The sequence below is a fragment of the Paenirhizobium selenitireducens ATCC BAA-1503 genome, assembly GCF_000518785.1.
In the GTDB taxonomy this organism is placed as follows: domain Bacteria; phylum Pseudomonadota; class Alphaproteobacteria; order Rhizobiales; family Rhizobiaceae; genus Allorhizobium; species Allorhizobium selenitireducens.
In genome coordinates this window covers 255,516-274,144 of the sequence record NZ_JAEG01000009.1, presented here as the reverse complement: position 1 = coordinate 274,144, position 18,629 = coordinate 255,516, and the positions used below count along the sequence as shown (strand labels likewise).

Genomic DNA, 18,629 nt, shown 5'->3' with positions numbered 1-18,629 from the left:
CCGTTTCTCAGGCCGCGCGCTCGCGCCACCAATCCTGCATCTGCAGTTTCCAATAGGTCAACTGGGCGACGGCAAGCCCGGCCAGTCCGCCGGCCCACACCAGCCCGAACGGTTCGAACAGCCGGTAACGGTCGCTGGTGCCGAGGATGCCCTCCGCGACGACCTTGCCGCCGATCGCGGTGGTGTTGAGGCCATGTCCGCCGAATGCCGTGCAATGCCAGACGCCCGGCGCCATTTCGCCGATCTGGGGCATGAGGTGACGGGCATAGGACATCAGTCCCGACCAGGCGAGTTCGGTCTTCAAGCCGGCCAGTTGCGGATAGGTGTTGACCATTTCGCTGCGCAGTTCGCGCACAAGGGCCTCGGTGGACCCTGCCCGCGTCGTGATGCGCCCGCCCCAGAGCAGACGACGGCCGCCGTCCACGACGCGGTAGTAGTCGCCGGCGCGGCGATTGTCGCCGATGGCGTCGGTCGTGGCGATCGCCGAGGTGATCAGGTCGGGCGCCTCCTCGCTGACCATCACATAGGTGGCGATCGGCAGGAAGGCGCGCTTGAGGCGCGGGTTCAGGGCTCCGGTATAGCCACCGGTGGAAAAGACGACTTGGCGGGCATCGACCCGCCCGCCCGCCGTGACGATCTGCTTGGACGCGCCGTCGAGCCTGGCGCTGACTGCAGGGGAATTTTCGTAGATGCGCCCGCCCAGCGTCTCGATCGCGGCGGCAAGGCCGCGCAGATAGTTCAAGGGATGAATGTGGAAGGAGCGTCCGTCGCGCAGCCCCTGGAAATAGCGCTTCGAGTTGAGCCGCTGCCGGACTTTGCTGGTCTCCAGGTATTCCAGTTCGTAGTCATACTTGCGCCGGGACTCGTCGGCATGGGCCTTGAGGTCCGCTCCGCCGTCGTAGCGCAGGACGCTGAGCACGCCGCTCGTGGGCGCCGCATCGGTGATGGAAAGGTCGCGAATGCTGTTGTGCACATAGTCCATGCCCTCGATCGACAGGAGATGGAGCCGATGCGCCTTTTCAGTGCCGGCGATGCGGGCGATGGCATCCGTTCCCGTCGAATAGCCCGGGCCGACGAAACCGCCATTGCGGCCGGATGCGCCGAAGCCGACGCTCTGCGCCTCGAGGACGACGACACGCTGGCCGGCCCTTGCCAGCTCAAGCGCGGTTGTCAGACCAGCAAGGCCTGCGCCGACGATGACGGTGTCGCATTCGACCGGGCCGGAGAGAGACGGGCGGGTGGCGGTGTCCGCCATGGTGCGGGCGTAATAGGTATCGGGATAAGACATTGGGGAAGCATCCGTGGTTGGGAAAGCCCGCGGCGGGTGTTGAAGACCGCCACGGGCTTGTCGATCAGTCGGCGCTATAATCCTTGCCGTACCACTTGGTGGTCAGGGTCGCGAGCGTACCGTCCTTCTTCATCTCCTCGATCAGGCCGCCGACCTTGGCGGTCCATTCCGGATCGACCTTCTCGGCGATCACCACCAGCGGTTCGCGGAAGGCGTACTCGCCTTCGATGACGCGCAGCGGATAACCGTTCTTGATGGCGTTCTGAGCGGTCTGCTCAGGCGCGATCACGGAATCGAGACGAACGCCCGGCCCAAGGCGAAGGTCGTCGAAGGGCAGCATGCTGTCGGCGAAGGTGCGGATTTCGCCCGGCTCCAGCTTGTATTCGATCGGCGGAAGGCCCGGTGCATCGATTTCCAGCTGGCGGCGGACGAAGTCCTCGGAGGTGGTGGCGGTCTCGACGCCGATGATCTTGCCCTTCAGGTCGGCGACCGATTTCGCCTCGCTGTCCTTGTGCACGACGTAGACATAGGGGCTGTAGTAGTAGATCCCGACGAAATCGATGACCTGGGCGCGCGCCTTGGTCGGGGTGACGGAGCCGACGCCCAGATCGTAACGGCCCTGCCAGCGGCCGCCGGTCAGGGTCTGCCAGTCCGGCGTTTCGAAGGTAACCTCGACGCCGAGACGCTTGGCGATTTCCCGCGACACGTCGATGTCGAAGCCGACCATCTCGTTGTTGTCGTCGAGGAAGCTCTGCGGCGGCCAGCCGCTGTTGGTGGCCACGACCATGGCCTTCTTTTCCATGACGCGGTCGAGCGTCGTGCCGGCATGGGCCATGCCGGCCATTGCCAGGGCGGTGGCGCCAATGGCGAGTTTCATGAGCAATCTGTTCAAGCAGTCCTCCTTCGGCATGTCAGCCTTTTTTGTTCCCGGATATGTAAGATGTCTGACAACACATCTTGAAAACGGATGCTGATCGAGTCAAGCGGGAATGCAGCAGGTGGCCATGAAACAAACTGATAGTGCTATTCGCGGCGTTGATGGAATTGCGGGCGCGCGCCTGGCGCCGTGGCCTCTCTTGCGTCTGTCCGGCAGGGTCGCGAAGACACGCTTCTGAATTTCGCATTGACCTGCCTGAAGGGTTCTGTCCGCTTGTTGGACACAATTTGCGTTTGGCTCACCCTTTTCCCCTGCGCCATAATAAGCGCATGCCAGAAACGAAGACGCGCTATCTGGGAGGAGCGCGCGGATGCATTCATCAAGCGGTCAAATCATGCAGTATTGCCGGCGGCGTGGGCCTGGCAGGCGATCCGCGAACTGATCTCAACCGGGCGGGCGCCGCGCAGCTTGTCGAGATAGGCGACTTCCCAGCCGTCGAGTTGCGCCAGATGAACGGTGTCGCGCGTCTCGCGCGACAGATCCTCCAGCCGCGGTCGGGCCACGCGCGCCAGATCGGTCTGGGAACAGGCAGCGAAACCGAGTTCGTTCAGGCGCGGACCGAGGGCGAATTCGCGCGGGTTCTCGGTCTTGAGATAGCGTCGCTCCAGCAGCACCGACACGATTCGATGCACGGTGCTGAAGGTGAGCCCCGTCAGCGACGCTATTTCCGCGATGTTGCGCGGTCGGTCGGAGACCGCATCGAGGATCTTGAGCCCACGCACGAGCGTCTGGCTGCGTGACGCTTTCTGTTTTTCCTCTTCGCCCACGTCGGCAGCCATATTACCCTTTCTCCAAATCGCACCTCTTTCCAACCTACTTCCTGGTCGACATGAAAGAGCGATCAATCGGTTACATGGATTCCCGAGTGCGGACGCTCCAACTCCGCCGCCACTTCACAGCGAGGTGCAAAGTCTCGCGGAGTTGCGTGCACGATTTCGGCGGGGATAATCCTTTGGAACTTGAGTCAAAGCAGGAGCGCGAGTGCTCACCGATGATACCGGTAGCTCCGTCGTTTCGAGCCGCTCAGGAACATGGGATGCTATCCAGTTTGTCCGCGTGCGGGGCGCTGACGATACTTTCCGCTCCGGCTTGCGCCGCATCGCGCACCGTCACCTTGTCGAGAGGGTCAAACCACCGCCATGCATGTCTCATCGTTTCTGTCCTCTATGGTCTGAGGGCGTCGCCGAAGGTGATCTGGACCTTGCAGGCGACGCTGCGGTCGCCGGCCTGCTCGAAGGCCTGGGTCGCCTGTTCGAGCGGGAATGCGTGGGAAATGATCGGCCGGACGTCGATGGTCCGGCTGGAAATGAGCGCCACCGCCTCGGCGAATTCGCGGTCGAAGCGCTGCGAGCCGCGCCAGACGATTTCCTTGCCGACCAGGGCGTTGAGTGGAATGGTGATGTCGCCGGTCACGCCGACCTGCACGAGCGTGCCGCGCGGCTTCAGGGCTGCGAAGGCCGAGCGCAGCGCGGGACCCGCCGCCGAGCAGTCGAAGACCACATCGAACTGTCCCTTGTCCCGCTGCCAGGGAGCGAGACCGTCGGGGTCGCTCGCCACGTTGAGCGTGGCGGTGGCGCCCATGGCCGGGGCCCGGGAAAGCGCCGCGTCGCTCAGATCGGTGACGACGATTTCGGCGGCGCCTGCATGGCGGACCGCCGCGACGGTCAACAGGCCGATAGGCCCGGCGCCGGTCACCAGGACTTTTGCGCCTGTCAGCACACCCGACTGGGCCACGGCATGCAGGCAGACGGCCAGCGGCTCCGCGCAGGCGGCTTCCGCCGGCGTCACATCGCCGAAAACGGGGTGGCACTGGATCGCCGGCACGATCATCCGGTCGCGAAACATGCCCTGTTCGTGCGGCACGCGCATGGCACTGCCCATGAAGCGCATGGACAGGCAGTGGATGGGCTGGTCCAGCCGGCAATAGTGGCATTGGCCGCAGGGCTGTGACGGATTGACGGCGACCAGCATTCCGGGCCTGATTTTGGTGGGATCGACGCCTTCGCCGACCGCCTCGACAAAGCCCGACGCCTCATGGCCGGCAATGATCGGTTCGCGGACGCGCACCGGACCAAACCCGCCGTCCTGGTAATAGTGCAGATCGGATCCGCAGATCCCGCCGGCGGCCATGCACAGCAGCACCTCGCCCGGTCCGAGCGGCGGCATTGGCTGCGTCTCGACCCGCAAGTCGCGTGTTCCGTATAGGCGTGCCACCCGCGTCAGCATGTTTTCTCTCTGTTTATAACAATGGCGCCCGCGCGCCGAAGCGCGCAGGCGGGTCGGTCAGCGGATGAGGCCGAGCTGCGTCGGCAGCCAGAGCGTCAGCGCCGGGATGAAGGTGATCAGCAAGAGGGCGACGAACAAGGGGATCATCCAGGGGAGGATGGCCATGGTCGTGCGTTCCACCGACAGTTTCGAGATCCGCGACAGGACGAAGAGGACCATGCCGACGGGTGGGGTCAGGAGGCCGATCATCAGGTTGAGCGTAATGATGAGGCCCAGATGCACGGGATCGATGCCGTAGCGGGCGGCGATCGGCAGCAGGATCGGCACCAGGATGCTGATGGCCGCGATCGTGTCGAGGAAAGCGCCGATGATCAGCAGCAGCACGTTGACCAGGATAAGGAAGGTCCACCAGTTGTCGGTCAGCGAGAACATGAAGTCCGAGAACAGCTGCGCTGCCTGGCTGACCGTCAGCAGCCAGGCGAAGATCGATGCCGCCGTGACGATGAACAGCACCGAAGCCGTGGTCTCGATCGTGTCGAAGGAGGCCTTGGCCAGCGCCCGGAAGGTCATGGTGCGGTAGCGCACCAGGCCGAGGAACAGCGACCAGATCACCGCGGCGACCGCCGCTTCGGTCGGCGTGAACCATCCCATCGTCATGCCGCCAATCAGGAGGACCGGCGTCATCAGCGCCATGACGGCGTGAAAATCGAAGTACCAGTCGAGCGCCACGAGCAGGGCCAGCCCGATCAGCACCGCGACATTGACGGAAAGGCCGGCCATGATCAGCAGATAGATCGCCGCGGGGAAACACAGCACGACGACGACTTCCAGCGAGGCGCCGGCCAACCGCCGCAGCTCGAACGGCGTATCCGAACCCCAGCCGTTCCGCCGGGCGAAGATGTAGACGGTGATCATCAGAAGCGCGGTGATGACGATGCCGGGCAGGATGCCGGCCATGAACAGCGCGCCGATCGAGGCATTGGCCATCATGCCGTAGATGACGAAGGGCAGGGACGGCGGAAAAATGGGTCCGAGCGTCGCCGAGGCCGCGGTCACGCCGACGGCGGCCTCGACCGGATAGCCGTGATCCTTCATCGCTTTGATTTCGATCGTGCCGATGCCCGCCGCATCCGCAAGCGCGGTGCCCGACATGCCGGAGAACACCACGGAACCGATGATGTTCACCTGGGCCAGGCCGCCCTTCATCCAGCCGACCAGCGACAGGGCGAAATGGTAGATGCGGCCGGTGACGCCGGCGATGTTCATGAGATTGCCGGCGAGGATGAAGAAGGGAACGGCGATCAGCGGAAAGCTCTCCACGCCGGCAATCATGCGCTGCGCGGCGATGATGTCGGGCGCGACGCCATAGACCAGGAGATAGGACAGCGACGCCACACCCATGGCAACCGCGACCGGCGTGCCGAGGATCATGAGAAGCAGGAATGCACCAATGAGAAGCAGCACTGTTCAAACTCCTGCCGGGATGTCGGCTTCTTCAGCCTGTTCACGAACCGTTTTGGAACTGGTGATGTCCTTGACGAGGTTCTGCACCGAACGCAGGAACATCAGGGCGAAGGCGGCCAGAACCGTGTAGAAGACGATGCCGCGCGGCAGGTCCACGGTGACCATGCGCTCGCTGCCGACCACCGCCACATAGCGCCACATCAGCCAGGTGGTGTAGGCAAAGAAACCGATGACGACGAGGTCGACGAACCCCTGCAGCAGGCGCGCGCTGCGCTTCGACATCAGCCGGTAAAGCAGATCGACCTGGATGTGGCGGCACATGCGTACGCACATGACGGAACCGAGGAAGACGATGACTACGAGGCAGTTGGCGGCGATTTCTTCCGTCCAGGCCAGGCTGTTGTTCAGGGCATAGCGGGTGAAGAACTGCAGGAAGACGCAAAGGGCCATGCCCCAGAAGATCGCCAGCGTCAGCCAGTCTTCCACGGCGTAGCGCGACAGATCGGCCGGGCCGGTCTCTTCCTCGAACGCATGCGCCATCTCGTCCACGCTGATTGGCGCGTGTTTTGGGTCTGTCATGTTGAAAGCTCCAGCGAGCGGAATTCACGAGGGTGAAACCCGGCGCCGCGGGGGCGCCGGGAGACGCGCCTTTACTTCACGGCGCGGATCGCTTCCCAGTCGGCCTTGTCGTAGCCGAATTCCTCGAAGGTCACCTTTTCGAGCACGGTCTTTTCGAAGTCGGACTTGTCCACTTCAACGACGTTGATGCCCTTTTCCTTGAAGGTGCCGACGAGCTTGTCTTCGCGCTCTTCGATGATCTTCGTGGCCCGGGCGGAGGCTTCCTGCATGACCTCGGTGAAGATCGCCTTGTCGGCGTCTGAGAGGCTGCCCCACAGGGTCTTGGAAACGACCGTGTTCAGGTGGTCGACGATATGACCGGTGAGCACGATATTCTTCTGCACCTCGTAGAACTTCTTCGCCTCGATCGTCGTCAGAGGGTTTTCCTGGGCCTCGACGGTGCCGTTCTGAAGCGCAAGATAGACTTCGGCAAAGGCGATCGGCGTGGTGTTGGCGCCGCAGGCGCGGGGCATGGCGAGATAGGCCGGGACATCCGGTACGCGGATCTTCAGGCCGGCCATGTCGGCGCATTTCGCGATCGGCTTGTTGGAGGTGGTGTGGCGGGTGCCGTAGTAGGTGACCGAGGCGATGTGATTGCCGGTGGCGTCCTCATAGCCCTTGGAGAGCCGCTTGAAGATGTCGCTCTTGGTATAGGCCAGGAGATGGCTGGGATCGCGGAAGATGTAGGGGAAATAGGTCACGCCGATCGGCTTGAAGTCGCGCGCGGCGAAACTCGAGCCGGAGATGATGATGTCGACGGTGCCGAGCTTCAGGCCCTGGTTGATGTCGGCTTCCTTGCCGAGCTGCGAGGCCGGAAAGACGTCGATCTTGTAGCGGCCTTCGGTGCGCTTAGCGATTTCCTCGGCAGCCCACACCGACTCGGTGTGGAAGGGCTCCGACGTTTCATAGACATGCGCCCATTTGAGCACGGTTTCGGCCTGTGCGGCCAGGGCTGAGACCAGGACAAGGGCGGTTGCGCCCAATACGGTTGTCAATCTGAATGTCATTCTTTCCTCCCGAATTGATTTCAGACTTCTGTCTCCCGATCCTCCGCCACAAGGGCGCCAGGATCAGTCTTCTCTCACCGGCTCCTCCCCGAAGCTTTCTGAGAATCTCTTCTGCGCCAGCGTCAGATGCCGACGCATGGCTTCGCGCGCCGCAGACGAATCGCCGGCGGCGATGGCGTCGCGGATGGCCTTGTGTTCCTCGACGGCTCGCTGCCAGGTGTGCGGACCTTCGAAATAGCTCGCCAGCTTCTCGAAATACGGCGAAGTCCGCTTGTCGATCAAAAGGCTGATGAAATGGCGCAGGGCCGCATTGCCGACCATGTCGACGATGGCGGCATGAAAGGCCAAGTCGGCGGCGATGGCACGCTCCGGCTGGTCGACCGAGGCCTGCATGCGCGCCAGCATCTCGTCGAGGCGGGCGATGCCCTCGGGCGAAGGGTGCCGGGCGGCCTCTTCGGCGATGGCGCTCTCGACGATGCAGCGGGCCTGAAGGATCTCGAAGGGACCTTCGACCTCCTCGGCCGGCCGGATGACGGGAACCGTTGCCGGCTTCTGAGCGATGTAGACGCCCGAACCCATGCGGATCTGGATATAGCCCTCGACCTCCAGCACGATCAGGGCCTCGCGCACGGTCGGGCGGGAAACGCCGAACCGTTCGGCGAGGTCGCGCTCCGCCGGCAGCCGTCCGCCGACAACCAGCTCGCCCGCCTCGATCAGCACGCGTATCTGGTCCGCGACCTGCCTGTACAGGCGGCGCGGCTCCAAGGTCACAAACATCCCGCGAACTCCCTCAACACGCATCTCCCCATGCATGTGGTAAGGTGGCCTTACCAATTTCTCCATAAGAGCGTAAAATTTCTTGGAGTCAACCCCGCTTGGTTGTGCCTTTGCCGGCCAGGCTTCGTTCTAGCCATGGCAGGGGCATGGCTGAGGCTGTCCTTCCTCGATCGGCGCGCCGCTCGTCAGACATCCACAAGCTGGCCGGTCGCCGAGGTGCGCAAGATGGCGTCGATCAGGCGATGGGCCTTCAGCGCTTCGGCGCCGGAGGCGCGCGGCTGCCGATCCGTGGTGACCGCGTCGAGAAAATCCTGGTGCATTGCGCGGTGGTTGGCGTGGGAAAAGGCCATGGGGTCTGCGCCGCTGCCGCCGTCGGGAGAACCGTCGTGCAGGTCGATCCGGCGCCCGTCCATGAGATGGATGATCCCGCCGTCACCCTCAAGCCGGGCCGTACCGCGCGTGCCGACAATCTCGATGAGGTCGGGGAAGCCGGGATAGGCCGCCGTGGTTGCGCTCAAGGCGCCGAGCGCACCGTTGTCGAAGCGAAGGGCGGCGTGGACGAGATCCTCGGTTTCCATCCTGTGCACGGAGCTGGTCGCGGCGAAGCCGGTGACCTGGGTGGGCAGACCTGCCAAAACGATCAGTTGATCGATGGTGTGGATGGCCTGGGTCAGCAGCACGCCGCCGCCGTCCCGCGCCAGCGTTCCGCGGCCGGGCGCGTCGTAGTAGCTCTGATCCCGCCAATTGCAGAGCCGCAGCGAGGCCGAGACGATCTCACCCAGCATGCCCTCGCCGATCAGCCTTGCCGTTTCCGTGAAGACGGGCCGAAACCGGCGTTGCAGCACGATGCCGAGCTTGATGCCGGCCTGCTCGGCCGTTTCGATGACCTGCCGCGATCGCTCCAGCGAGATCTCCAGCGGTTTTTCCAAAAGCACGTGCTTGCCGCTCGCTGCGGCGCGCTCCACCAGGGCCAGATGCGTGTTTGGCGGCGTCAGGACGATCACGTAGTCGATGGACGGATCGTCGAAGATGCTGTCGGCATTGTCGACCACGGGCAGCCCGAACCGATCGGCGAAGGCCTTTCGCCGCGCCTCGGTCGGGCTGAAGGCGCCGACCACCTCGACCCGGTCCTGCAGGTCGAGCAGGCTCAGGGCATGCGGCCCCGAGGCCATTCCGAGGCCGATGATGCCGGCCCGCAGTTTTCGGGGTTGGGCGACCGTCACGGCAAGTTCCTCCAGCATGCGAATTGCCCCAGCACCGGGACTTCAGCGGCAGCGATGGCAGTATCGATGATCGGCAGCGCGGCTCCTCCCGCCCGTCCGAGGCGCTATCAGTGCGCAGGCGAGCCCATGCGGTCAAGCAAAAGTCATCATACGACTGATGTTTTTTTGTATGTTGACATGACGTCTGATTGATTTTACCCCTTTGTCGGCCGAAGGAGGAGCGGTCTATCTCATGAGCCTTGTCGCCCCGGATTTGCTGTTTCCCGCCGACCCGGCGTCCCGCGCCATAGCGGCTGACCTCTATGCCGCGGTGAAGGATCTGCCGATCGTCAGTCCGCACGGCCACACCGATCCGCGTTGGTATGCCGAGAACGAGAACTTTCCGGACCCGGCCCAGCTGCTGATCGTTCCCGACCACTATATTTTCCGCATGCTGTTCAGCCAGGGTATCCGGTTGGAGGACCTCGGCGTACCGACGCTCGACGGTTCGCCGGTCGAGACGGACGGCCGCAGGATCTGGCGCCTCTTCGCCGAGAACTACTACCTGTTTCGCGGAACGCCGACCCGGCTCTGGCTGAATTACACGCTCGAGAACCTCTTCGGCATCACGTCGCCGCTGACCGCCCAGAATGCCGACGCCTGCTATGATGCGATCGCTGCCCAACTGGCCACCGACGCCTTTCGGCCGCGTGCCCTGTTCGAACGCTTTAACATCGAAGTCATCTCGACGACGGACGGTGCCCTCGATCAATTACCCAGGCATGCAAAGATCCGCGACAGCGGCTGGAAGGGCCGTGTCGTCCCGGCCTATCGCCCGGATTCGGTGATCGATCCGGATTTCGAGGGCTTTCTCGACGGTCTCGACACCCTTGGCGATATCAGCGGCTGCGATACCGGACGCTGGCAGGGCTATCTGGACGCGCACCGCAATCGCCGCGCATATTTCCAGTCCTTCGGTGCGACGGCGACCGACCACGGTGTTTCCTCGGCGCAGACCGCCAATCTCGGCACCGGCGAGGCCGAGATCCTGTTCGGCAAGGTGCGGACCGGAAAAGCCGACGAGAACGAGCGCGCGCTGTTTCGGGCGCAGATGCTGACCGAGATGGCGAGGATGAGCATCGAGGATGGGCTGGTCATGCAGATCCATCCCGGCTCATGGCGCAACCATTCCCCCGCCATCTTCGGGAAGTTCGGCCGGGACAAGGGCTTCGACATTCCCACCCGCACGGATTATGTGCGCGGGCTGAAGCCATTGCTCGACGCCGTCGGCACCGATCCCCGTGCCTCGATCATCCTGTTTACGCTCGACGAGACGAGCTATGCGCGCGAACTGGCGCCGCTCGCCGGCGTCTATCCGGCGCTCAAGCTCGGGCCGGCGTGGTGGTTCCACGACAGCCCGGAAGGCATGCGCCGGTTCCGCGAGATGACCACCGAGACCGCCGGCTTCTACAACACGGTCGGCTTCAACGACGATACCCGCGCCTTTCCGTCGATCCCGGCGCGCCACGACGTCGCCCGCCGTGTCGATTGCGCCTTCCTCGGACGCCTCGTCGCCGAGCATCGGCTGAGGGAGGACGAGGCGCATGAACTGGCGCTCGACCTGGCCTATGGCCTGGCGAAGAGGGCGTACAAACTCTGACTTTATGACTGCAACAGCGGACACAACGTCCGCCAACTGGGAGGAGAAAATGTTGCAAATGACCAAACTGTGGGCCGGTGTCGCGCTTGTCTCGATGCTTTTCGCCAGCGCTGTCTCGGCCGAGACCGTGCTGAAATCGTCCGATACCCATCCGGACGGCTATCCGACCGTCGAGGGCGTCAAATATTTCGGCGAACTCGTCAAGGAGCGCACGCAGGGGCGCTATGCCGTGGAGGTCTATCACTCGGCCCAGCTCGGCGAGGAAAAGGACACGATCGAGCAGGTCCGCTCCGGCGTCATCGAGCTCAACCGCGTGTCCATGGCGCCGTTCAACGGTACCGTGAAGGAGACGATCGTTCCGGCTCTGCCTTACATCTTCCGCTCGGAAGATCACATGCACAAGGTGATGGACGGCGCGGTCGGCGACCAGATCAAGGCAGCCTTCGAGCCGGCCGGTCTCGTTGTGCTTGCCTTTTATGACGCAGGCGCGCGCTCGTTCTACAACTCGAAGAAGCCGATCAAGACGGTCGACGACATCAAGGGCATGAAGTTCCGCGTCATTCAGTCGGACATCTTCGTCGACATGACCGCCGCACTCGGCGCGAACGCCACGCCGATGCCCTATGGCGAGGTCTATTCCTCGCTCGAGACCGGCGTCATCGAGGGTGCCGAGAACAACTTTCCGAGCTACGACACCGCCAAGCATTTCGAAGTCGCCAAGTACTATTCGATGGACGAGCACACGATCCTTCCGGAAGTGTTCGTCATGAACAAGGCGGCCTTCGACAAGCTGACGCCCGAGGATCAGGAGATCTTCAAGCAGGCGGCCAAGGACAGCGTGGCCAAGCAGCGCGAATTGTGGGCGGCCAAGACCGCGGAATCGCGCGCGCTGGTCGAGAATGCCGGTGCCGAGATCAACGAGGTCGAAAAGCAGGGCTTCATCGATGCCATGAAGCCTGTCTACGACAAGCACATCACCGACGAGGTCCTGAAGAAGCTCGTCTCCGACGTGCAGGCGGTGCAGTAAGCGTAGCGCCGAGGCCCCTCCGTCTGGCCACGGCCACGGAGGGGCAAGCGTTGCTTTCGACAGATTAGATCGCGGACCCATGGTCCGGCCCTTCGGGCACCTGAAGGGTCAGGAGGCGCCAAACCCCATGTCCAACCAACTCCGACTAGGCCTGCCCATTCTGTCCAGGCTCAATACCGTCGCCCTCTATTGTGCGGGCACCGGGCTCGTGGTCATGACGGCCATCGTCGCCTGGCAGGTCTTCTGCCGTTATGTGCTCAACGATTCGCCGAGCTGGACCGAATCCGGCGCGGTCATCCTGATGAGCTGGTTCATTTTCCTCGGCGCCGCGGTCGGCGTGCGGGAAAACAACCACATGGGCTTCGACGTGCTCCTCTATGCGCTACCGCCGGCCGCAAAAAAGTGGCTGCGGATGATTTCCGACATCGTCATCTTCGCCTTCGGCCTCGGCATGGTCTGGTACGGCAGCAACCTGGTCACGCTGACCTGGAGCACGACGCTGCCGGCCCTCGGCATATCCGGCGCCTGGGACTACATCCCGCTGGTGGGCGGCGGAGTCCTCATCGCGCTCTTTTCCCTCGAACGTATCGTCATGCGCGCGCTCGGCGCCCCGATCGACGACATTCTCGACGGGATCGCCCCGACGGAAGTGGCCGTCGAGCTCGAAAACATTCCTGACGTTCAGAAAGACGCCGCCGACTTCGTTCAGGGCGTCGCCGAGCATGCAGGCAAGAAGGGCTAAGCGATGGAACTCTGGATCCTCTTTGGAACGTTTACCTTCCTGATGCTGATCGGCACGCCGATCGCGTTCTGCCTCGGTGTCTCGAGCCTGGCGACGGTCCTCTACATGGGCTTGCCGCCGCTGGTGGTCTTCCAGCGCATGAATTCGGGCATGAGCGTGTTCTCCATGCTCGCGATCCCCTTCTTCATCTATTCCGGCGACCTCATGGTTCGCGGCGGCATCGCCGGGCGCATCGTCGCCTTTGCCGCGACCGTCGTCGGACATCTGCGCGGCGGGCTTGGCCAGGTCAACATCCTGACCTCCACGCTGTTCGGTGGCATCTCCGGCTCGGCCGTGGCCGAGGCCGCAGCCGTCGGCAGCCTGATGATCCCGCAGATGAAGGCGCGCGGCTACGGTGCCGACTATGCGGTCAACGTCACCTCGATGGCCGCCCTGATCGCGCTGCTGTTGCCGCCATCGCACAACATGATCATCTATTCGATCTCGGCGGGCGGCACGATCTCCATCGCCGACCTGTTTACCGCCGGTATCATCCCCGGCCTGCTGTTCGCCGGCGTGCTGATGGTCACCGCCTATATCGTCGCGCGCAAGCGTGGCTATCCGACCGAGCCCTTCCCGGGCTTCGTGGTGGCGCTGCATCTCTTCGCCGCCGCCATCCCCGGCCTGCTGCTTATCGCCATCATCTTCGGCGGCGTGCGTTCGGGTATCTTCACCGCGACCGAAAGCTCCTGCATCGCGGTTATCTATGCCTTGCTCATCACCGTCTTCGTCTATCGGCAACTGCGCTGGCAGGATTTTGTCCACGCCACCATGGGAGCGGTGCGCACGACGGCGATGGTGCTTCTGATCATCGGCTGCGCGGCGGCGTTCTCGTGGCTCATGGCCTTCCTCAAGGTTCCGGCGACCCTGGTCGCCTGGATGCAGACGCTCTCCGAAAATCCGATCGTGATCCTCTTGCTGCTCAACGTGCTGATGCTGGTCCTCGGCACGTTCATGGACATGGGGCCGACGATCATCATCACCACGCCGATCTTCCTGCCGATCGCCATGGCCTATGGGGTCGATCCGGTGCATTTCGGCGTGATCATGATCCTCAATTACGGCATTGGGCTCAACACGCCGCCGGTCGGAGGGGTGCAGTTCGTGGCCTGCGCGGTCGGAAAGATTTCGGTGTGGGAAGCCATGCGTTCGATCTGGCCCTTCTATGGCGCCGGCATCGTCGTGCTATTGATGGTCACGTATATCCCGTCCCTGTCACTCTGGCTGCCGGGGGTCTTCAAGTAGGAAATGGCCATGACTGAAAATCTGTTGGATGCACGCGTGGAGCGCAAGCCGAAGCTGTTCGAGACGGTGGTGCAGACGCTGCGCAGCCAGATCCTCGCCGGCGAATTCGCCGTCGGCGAAAAGCTGCCGACCGAATCGCGCATGACGGAGATCTTCGGCGTCAGCCGCACGGTTGTACGTGAAGCCGTGGCCGTGCTGGCAGCCGAAGGTCTGGTCGAGGCGCGGCACGGCGCCGGCGTTTTCGTTCTCGACCATCCGACGCGCAAGATCAGCGCCATCACCGCCGACATGGGAAACCGCATCAGCCAGGCCGTCAACGTGCTGGAAGTGCGCATGGGCATCGAGATCGAAAGTGCCGGGCTCGCTGCGCAACGTCGAAGCCCCTCGCAGGAGGCGAGCATCCAGGAGGCCTTCTTCGAATTCGAACGCTTGCTGCACCGCGGCGAGCCGACCGGAAAGGCCGACTTCGCCTTCCACCGCGAAATCGCCGCGGCGACCAACAATCCGTTCTACGTCGAGATCCTCGACGCGCTGGGCGACCGCACCATCCCGTGCGACCGCAACTCGCCGTGGTTCTCGATCGAGGTGCTGTCGGAGGACTATCTGAGCCGCCTGCAGCGCGAGCATCTTCTGATCCTTCAGGCGATCTCGGCCGGCGACGCGGATGCCGCGCGCGACGCGATGCGTGCGCATCTCAAGGCGGCACAGGACCGCTACCGGCAACGCCTGACCGGCCAGCAGGCCGGCTACCAGCAACGCGCGTCGCGCGAGACGCAGACCTGAAATTTCCAAACGAAAGCAAGGTTAAATGACGACCGAATACACGTCCCGCTTCGCCATAGATCCTGCAGCCGCAGCTACGATGGGCACGGATGAGCTGCGCCACAATTTCCACCTCGCCAACCTGTTCGAGCCGGGCAAGATCAGCCTCACCTACACCCATTACGACCGCATGGTCGTCGGCGGCGCGGTTCCTGTTCGCCAGCCGTTGAAGCTGGAGGCGATCAAGCCGGTCGGCACGCAGTCCTTCCTCGAGCGCCGCGAGCTCGTTGCCGTCAATATCGGCGGCGAGGGCACCGTCGTCGTCAGCGGCGAGCCGCACCGGCTGAACACGCGGGACATGCTCTATGTGGGCCTCGGCGAAGAGGTGAGCTTCACCTCGTCCGACGCGGAAAATCCGGCGAAATTCTACCTCCTGTCGGCGCCTGCGCACCGCAAATGCCCGACGCGGCCGATCACCCTCGACAAGGCCAAGCGTCTCGACCTCGGCAGTCCCGAAACCTCCAACGAGCGTTCGATCTTCCAGTTCACCACGACGATCGAAACCTGCCAGCTGGTCGTCGGCATGACGCAGCTCGCGAAGGGATCGGTGTGGAACACCATGCCGGCCCATGTGCACGACCGTCGCATGGAGGCCTATCTCTATTTCGATCTCGCCGAGACGGCCCGGGTCTTCCACTTCATGGGCGAACCGTCCGAGACTCGCCACATCTTGATCGCCAACGAAGAGGCGGTGCTGTCGCCCGCCTGGTCGATCCACTCGGGCTGCGGCACGGCCAACTACGCCTTCATCTGGGCGATGGCCGGCGACAATGTCGACTACACCGACGTTGATCCCGTCGCGATGGGAGAGCTGCGGTGACCGACCTTTCCGCCTTCGAGCTGGTGGGCAAGCGGATCGCCGTTACCGGCGCCAATACCGGCATCGGACAGGGCATTGCCGTGGCGATAGCCCGCGCCGGCGGCGCCGTGGTCGGCATCGGCCGGTCGGCGATGGACGAGACGGCGAGATTGGTAGCGGCTCAAGGGGCCGATTTCCTGTCGGTCAACGCGGATATCAGCGACACGAAGGCCGCGGTCGCCATGCTGAATGACCTGATGGCCGCCGGTCCGCTGGATGGGCTTGTCAACAATGCCGGCATCATCCGCCGAGCCGACAGCGTCGACTTCACCGAGGAGGACTGGGACGACGTGATGGACGTGAACCTCAAGTCGTTGTTCTTCCTGTCGCAGGCCTTCGGCCGAAACTGCCTCGCGGCGAAGCGCGGGGGACGGATCGTCAACCTCGCCTCGCTGCTCGCCTTCCAGGGCGGTATCCGTGTGCCGTCCTACACGGCGTCGAAGCACGGCGTTCTCGGGCTGACCCGGCTACTGGCCAACGAATGGGCGGCGAAGGGCATCAACGTCAACGCGATTGCTCCCGGCTACATCGAGACGAACAATACCGAGGCGTTGCGCAGCGATCCGGACCGGAGCAAGGCCATCCTCGAGCGCATCCCGGCCGGTCGCTGGGGCGTGGCCGACGATATCGGCGATGCCGCGGTGTTCCTGCTCGCCCGCGCATCCAACTACATGCACGGCGCCGTCATTCCCGTCGACGGCGGCTGGTTGGCGAGGTGATCATGACCAAGGAAAGAGACATTTTCGTTCGCGCCTCCGAGGGAGAGTGGACCACGACCCCAGACGGCAACCGGCGCCGCGTGGTCTGCTTCACGGACGAGCTGATGATGGTGGAGTTCGCCTTCGAGAAAGGCGGCGAGGGCTGGATGCATTCCCACCCGCATGTACAGTCGAGCTATGTCGCTGAGGGCGCCTTCGAGGTGACGATCGACGGTCGGACCGAGATGCTGGCGGCGGGCGACAGTTTCATCGTGCCTTCTGGCCTGCAACACGGGGTAAGGGCTTTGGAAAAGGGTCGGCTGGTCGATTGCTTCACGCCGCACCGCGCCGACTTCCTGGAGCGATAGGCCCTCCGACAGTGTGGTGAGTTCCTTTGAGGATGCCATCCACGTCGAGATCAAAAAGCGGACCATCGCCGGGGCGTCAAGAGGACCTCACGAAAGCGGATCATCATGAATAGTTCCAAGCCATCCTGCGGGCGCGGAGCGACGACGTTCCGGGCGCCGACGGTGCTGAAATGCCCGGAGGTCGGCAATTAGTGTTGTTCGGGGGATGGACTTTGATGGAAAGTCCATCCCCCGAACGGATCATCGTCGGTCGGCAAGGCCCCGGTTTGTAACCGACCGGCCCATCGATACGTCAGGGCCAGAGGGTGCAAATTTTCCGGGTGCTCACACATCTGCGACGCGAATGGCCTGCCCGATGTTTTTGGTCAGGCTGTTTGCGCAGGCCCGGTGTCAGAGCACGCTGACGTTTTCGGCCTTCGACTTGCCAGTCTTGCGATCCTGGCCAATATCGAAACTGACCTTGTCACCTTCTCTGAGCGAGCCGCCCCGCTCCAGAGCAGAAACGTGAACGAATACATCCGTTCCGCCGTTTTCCGGCGTGATGAAGCCGAATCCCTTGTCCTCGTTGAAAAATTTTACGGTACCAGTTGCCATTTCCATTTCCTCTTCTGTCCTTGCGGCTTCACGCGAAAGGCAACCTATAGCGGGAGCGGCTGCCATTCAACGGCTGAACCGAGATTGGGATGAGACAAACGCTCTCCCGCGCAGGTCACGCCTGAAGGATCGAGCGCTCTGATCTCGATATCGTGCTGACGCAGACTTTGCCGCAGGCTGCTTTGCCGCTGGCTGCGATGGCCCGTTGGCCGGCGTTCGCGAGACTCAGCCGGCATCAAGCCTGACGCGCAGCGTTAACGCTTTGTTAACCATAGGGAGGCTAGCAAGGGTTACCAATCATTAACCCAGATGACCAAAGTGCTAACAGACGCCCGCTCGATCCGTATCAAGGGCCGCTCCTTCATGGCGGTCGTCCTGTCGCCCGATCTGCCGCTCGACGAGTGGCTGGAAAGGCTTGACGATCTCGCCGCGCGCTCGGCGGGCTTCTTCCTCGGCCGCCCGGTGGTCCTCGACGTCACCGATCTGGCGATTGATCGTCCCCAGCTGAAGGACCTGCTGGCGGAGCTTCGCACCCGCAATGTAAGCGTCATGGGGATCGAGGGCGGACGGCCTTCGCTGATCGAGCCCGGAATGCCGCCGGCCCTGAAGGGCGGACGCCCGGCCGCCGATTTCGAAGTGGCGACGAGCGAACGGACGGAAGTCCCGCGCAACGAGGAAACGAAGGTCGAAGAGCCGGCCGTCATGCGGCAGGCGCTCCAGTCGCTGATCATCCGCGAACCCGTGCGTTCGGGCCAGTCCGTCACCTTTGCCGATGGGGACGTGACCGTAATCGGCTCGGTCGCCTCAGGCGCCGAAGTCATCGCTGGCGGCTCCATCCATATCTACGGCGCGCTGCGCGGCCGGGCCATGGCCGGTTCGCTCGGCAACCAGACCGCCCGCATCTTCTGCCGCAAGCTCGAAGCCGAGCTGGTGGCGATCGACGGCATCTACAAGATGGCCGAGGACATGCCGCCGGAGCTTCGCGGACAACCCGTCCAATGGTGGCTCGACGACGAAACGCTGAAGGCAGACAAACTCAAATGAACCGAGATGGCC

The 18,629-nt window shown here is 63.4% G+C and carries 19 protein-coding genes; 9 read left to right on the top strand and 10 right to left on the bottom strand.

Annotated features, from left to right (window positions below; all coding sequences use genetic code 11):
* Nucleotides 1–7 precede the first annotated feature (7 nt).
* The 9 genes from L867_RS0114630 to L867_RS0114590 form a co-directional block, all read right to left on the bottom strand.
* On the bottom strand, nucleotides 8–1,288 hold the full coding sequence (locus L867_RS0114630) for an NAD(P)/FAD-dependent oxidoreductase (RefSeq protein WP_028737592.1): 1,281 nt from the start codon (nucleotides 1,286–1,288) through the stop codon (nucleotides 8–10).
* Nucleotides 1,289–1,352: 64 nt separating this feature from the next.
* Nucleotides 1,353–2,165, bottom strand: a complete 813-nt coding sequence (locus L867_RS0114625) for a transporter substrate-binding domain-containing protein (protein ID WP_051438992.1) — start codon at nucleotides 2,163–2,165, stop codon at nucleotides 1,353–1,355.
* A gap of 392 nt (nucleotides 2,166–2,557) precedes the next feature.
* On the bottom strand, nucleotides 2,558–3,004 hold the full coding sequence (locus L867_RS25335) for an IclR family transcriptional regulator (protein ID WP_210163641.1): 447 nt from the start codon (nucleotides 3,002–3,004) through the stop codon (nucleotides 2,558–2,560).
* A gap of 385 nt (nucleotides 3,005–3,389) precedes the next feature.
* The gene (locus L867_RS0114615) at nucleotides 3,390–4,451 is read right to left on the bottom strand and encodes an L-idonate 5-dehydrogenase (protein WP_028737590.1); all 1,062 of its coding nucleotides are present in this window, start codon (nucleotides 4,449–4,451) and stop codon (nucleotides 3,390–3,392) included.
* A 57-nt stretch (nucleotides 4,452–4,508) separates the two neighbouring features.
* Nucleotides 4,509–5,915, bottom strand: a complete 1,407-nt coding sequence (locus tag L867_RS0114610; protein ID WP_028737589.1) for a TRAP transporter large permease — start codon at nucleotides 5,913–5,915, stop codon at nucleotides 4,509–4,511.
* 3 nt (nucleotides 5,916–5,918) lie between these two features.
* Entirely contained in the window at nucleotides 5,919–6,494 is a 576-nt protein-coding gene (locus L867_RS0114605) for a TRAP transporter small permease (RefSeq protein WP_028737588.1), read from the bottom strand.
* Nucleotides 6,495–6,565: 71 nt separating this feature from the next.
* Nucleotides 6,566–7,540, bottom strand: coding sequence for a sialic acid TRAP transporter substrate-binding protein SiaP (locus tag L867_RS0114600; protein ID WP_028737587.1), 975 nt, complete (start codon nucleotides 7,538–7,540; stop codon nucleotides 6,566–6,568).
* A gap of 63 nt (nucleotides 7,541–7,603) precedes the next feature.
* On the bottom strand, nucleotides 7,604–8,317 hold the full coding sequence (locus L867_RS0114595; RefSeq protein WP_028737586.1) for a FadR/GntR family transcriptional regulator: 714 nt from the start codon (nucleotides 8,315–8,317) through the stop codon (nucleotides 7,604–7,606).
* A 185-nt stretch (nucleotides 8,318–8,502) separates the two neighbouring features.
* Nucleotides 8,503–9,558 carry a Gfo/Idh/MocA family protein gene (locus tag L867_RS0114590; protein WP_051438991.1) on the bottom strand — a complete coding sequence of 352 codons (1,056 nt, stop codon included), beginning with the start codon at nucleotides 9,556–9,558 and terminating at the stop codon, nucleotides 8,503–8,505.
* Nucleotides 9,559–9,772: 214 nt separating this feature from the next.
* Here L867_RS0114590 and uxaC point away from each other — a divergent pair, with 214 nt between their 5' ends.
* The 8 genes from uxaC to L867_RS0114550 all read left to right on the top strand — a co-directional run bounded on the left by uxaC (nucleotide 9,773) and on the right by L867_RS0114550 (nucleotide 16,979).
* Complete coding sequence (uxaC, locus tag L867_RS0114585; RefSeq protein WP_028737584.1) at nucleotides 9,773–11,179, top strand: glucuronate isomerase; 1,407 nt, start codon at nucleotides 9,773–9,775, stop codon at nucleotides 11,177–11,179.
* A gap of 49 nt (nucleotides 11,180–11,228) precedes the next feature.
* Nucleotides 11,229–12,206, top strand: a complete 978-nt coding sequence (locus tag L867_RS0114580) for a TRAP transporter substrate-binding protein (RefSeq protein WP_028737583.1) — start codon at nucleotides 11,229–11,231, stop codon at nucleotides 12,204–12,206.
* Nucleotides 12,207–12,333: 127 nt separating this feature from the next.
* Complete coding sequence (locus L867_RS25330) at nucleotides 12,334–12,948, top strand: TRAP transporter small permease (RefSeq protein WP_051438990.1); 615 nt, start codon at nucleotides 12,334–12,336, stop codon at nucleotides 12,946–12,948.
* Between the two features lie 3 nt (nucleotides 12,949–12,951).
* Nucleotides 12,952–14,232 carry a TRAP transporter large permease gene (locus tag L867_RS0114570; protein WP_028737582.1) on the top strand — a complete coding sequence of 427 codons (1,281 nt, stop codon included), beginning with the start codon at nucleotides 12,952–12,954 and terminating at the stop codon, nucleotides 14,230–14,232.
* A 9-nt stretch (nucleotides 14,233–14,241) separates the two neighbouring features.
* On the top strand, nucleotides 14,242–15,015 hold the full coding sequence (locus L867_RS0114565; protein WP_037173442.1) for a FadR/GntR family transcriptional regulator: 774 nt from the start codon (nucleotides 14,242–14,244) through the stop codon (nucleotides 15,013–15,015).
* Between the two features lie 25 nt (nucleotides 15,016–15,040).
* Complete coding sequence (kduI, locus tag L867_RS0114560; protein WP_028737580.1) at nucleotides 15,041–15,874, top strand: 5-dehydro-4-deoxy-D-glucuronate isomerase; 834 nt, start codon at nucleotides 15,041–15,043, stop codon at nucleotides 15,872–15,874.
* On the top strand, nucleotides 15,871–16,632 hold the full coding sequence (gene kduD, locus L867_RS0114555; protein ID WP_028737579.1) for a 2-dehydro-3-deoxy-D-gluconate 5-dehydrogenase KduD: 762 nt from the start codon (nucleotides 15,871–15,873) through the stop codon (nucleotides 16,630–16,632). Before kduI ends, kduD begins: the two co-directional genes overlap by 4 nt.
* Nucleotides 16,633–16,634: 2 nt before the next feature.
* Nucleotides 16,635–16,979: a cupin domain-containing protein gene (locus L867_RS0114550; RefSeq protein WP_028737578.1), complete on the top strand. Its 345-nt coding sequence runs from the start codon at nucleotides 16,635–16,637 to the stop codon at nucleotides 16,977–16,979.
* A gap of 390 nt (nucleotides 16,980–17,369) precedes the next feature.
* Here L867_RS0114550 and L867_RS0114545 read toward each other — a convergent pair whose 3' ends face one another.
* On the bottom strand, nucleotides 17,370–17,573 hold the full coding sequence (locus L867_RS0114545) for a cold-shock protein (RefSeq protein ID WP_028737577.1): 204 nt from the start codon (nucleotides 17,571–17,573) through the stop codon (nucleotides 17,370–17,372).
* Nucleotides 17,574–17,882: 309 nt separating this feature from the next.
* On the opposite strand from L867_RS0114545, the gene minC reads away from it, so the two are divergent.
* Entirely contained in the window at nucleotides 17,883–18,617 is a 735-nt protein-coding gene (gene minC / locus L867_RS0114540; RefSeq protein ID WP_028737576.1) for a septum site-determining protein MinC, read from the top strand.
* Nucleotides 18,618–18,629: the final 12 nt, after the last annotated feature.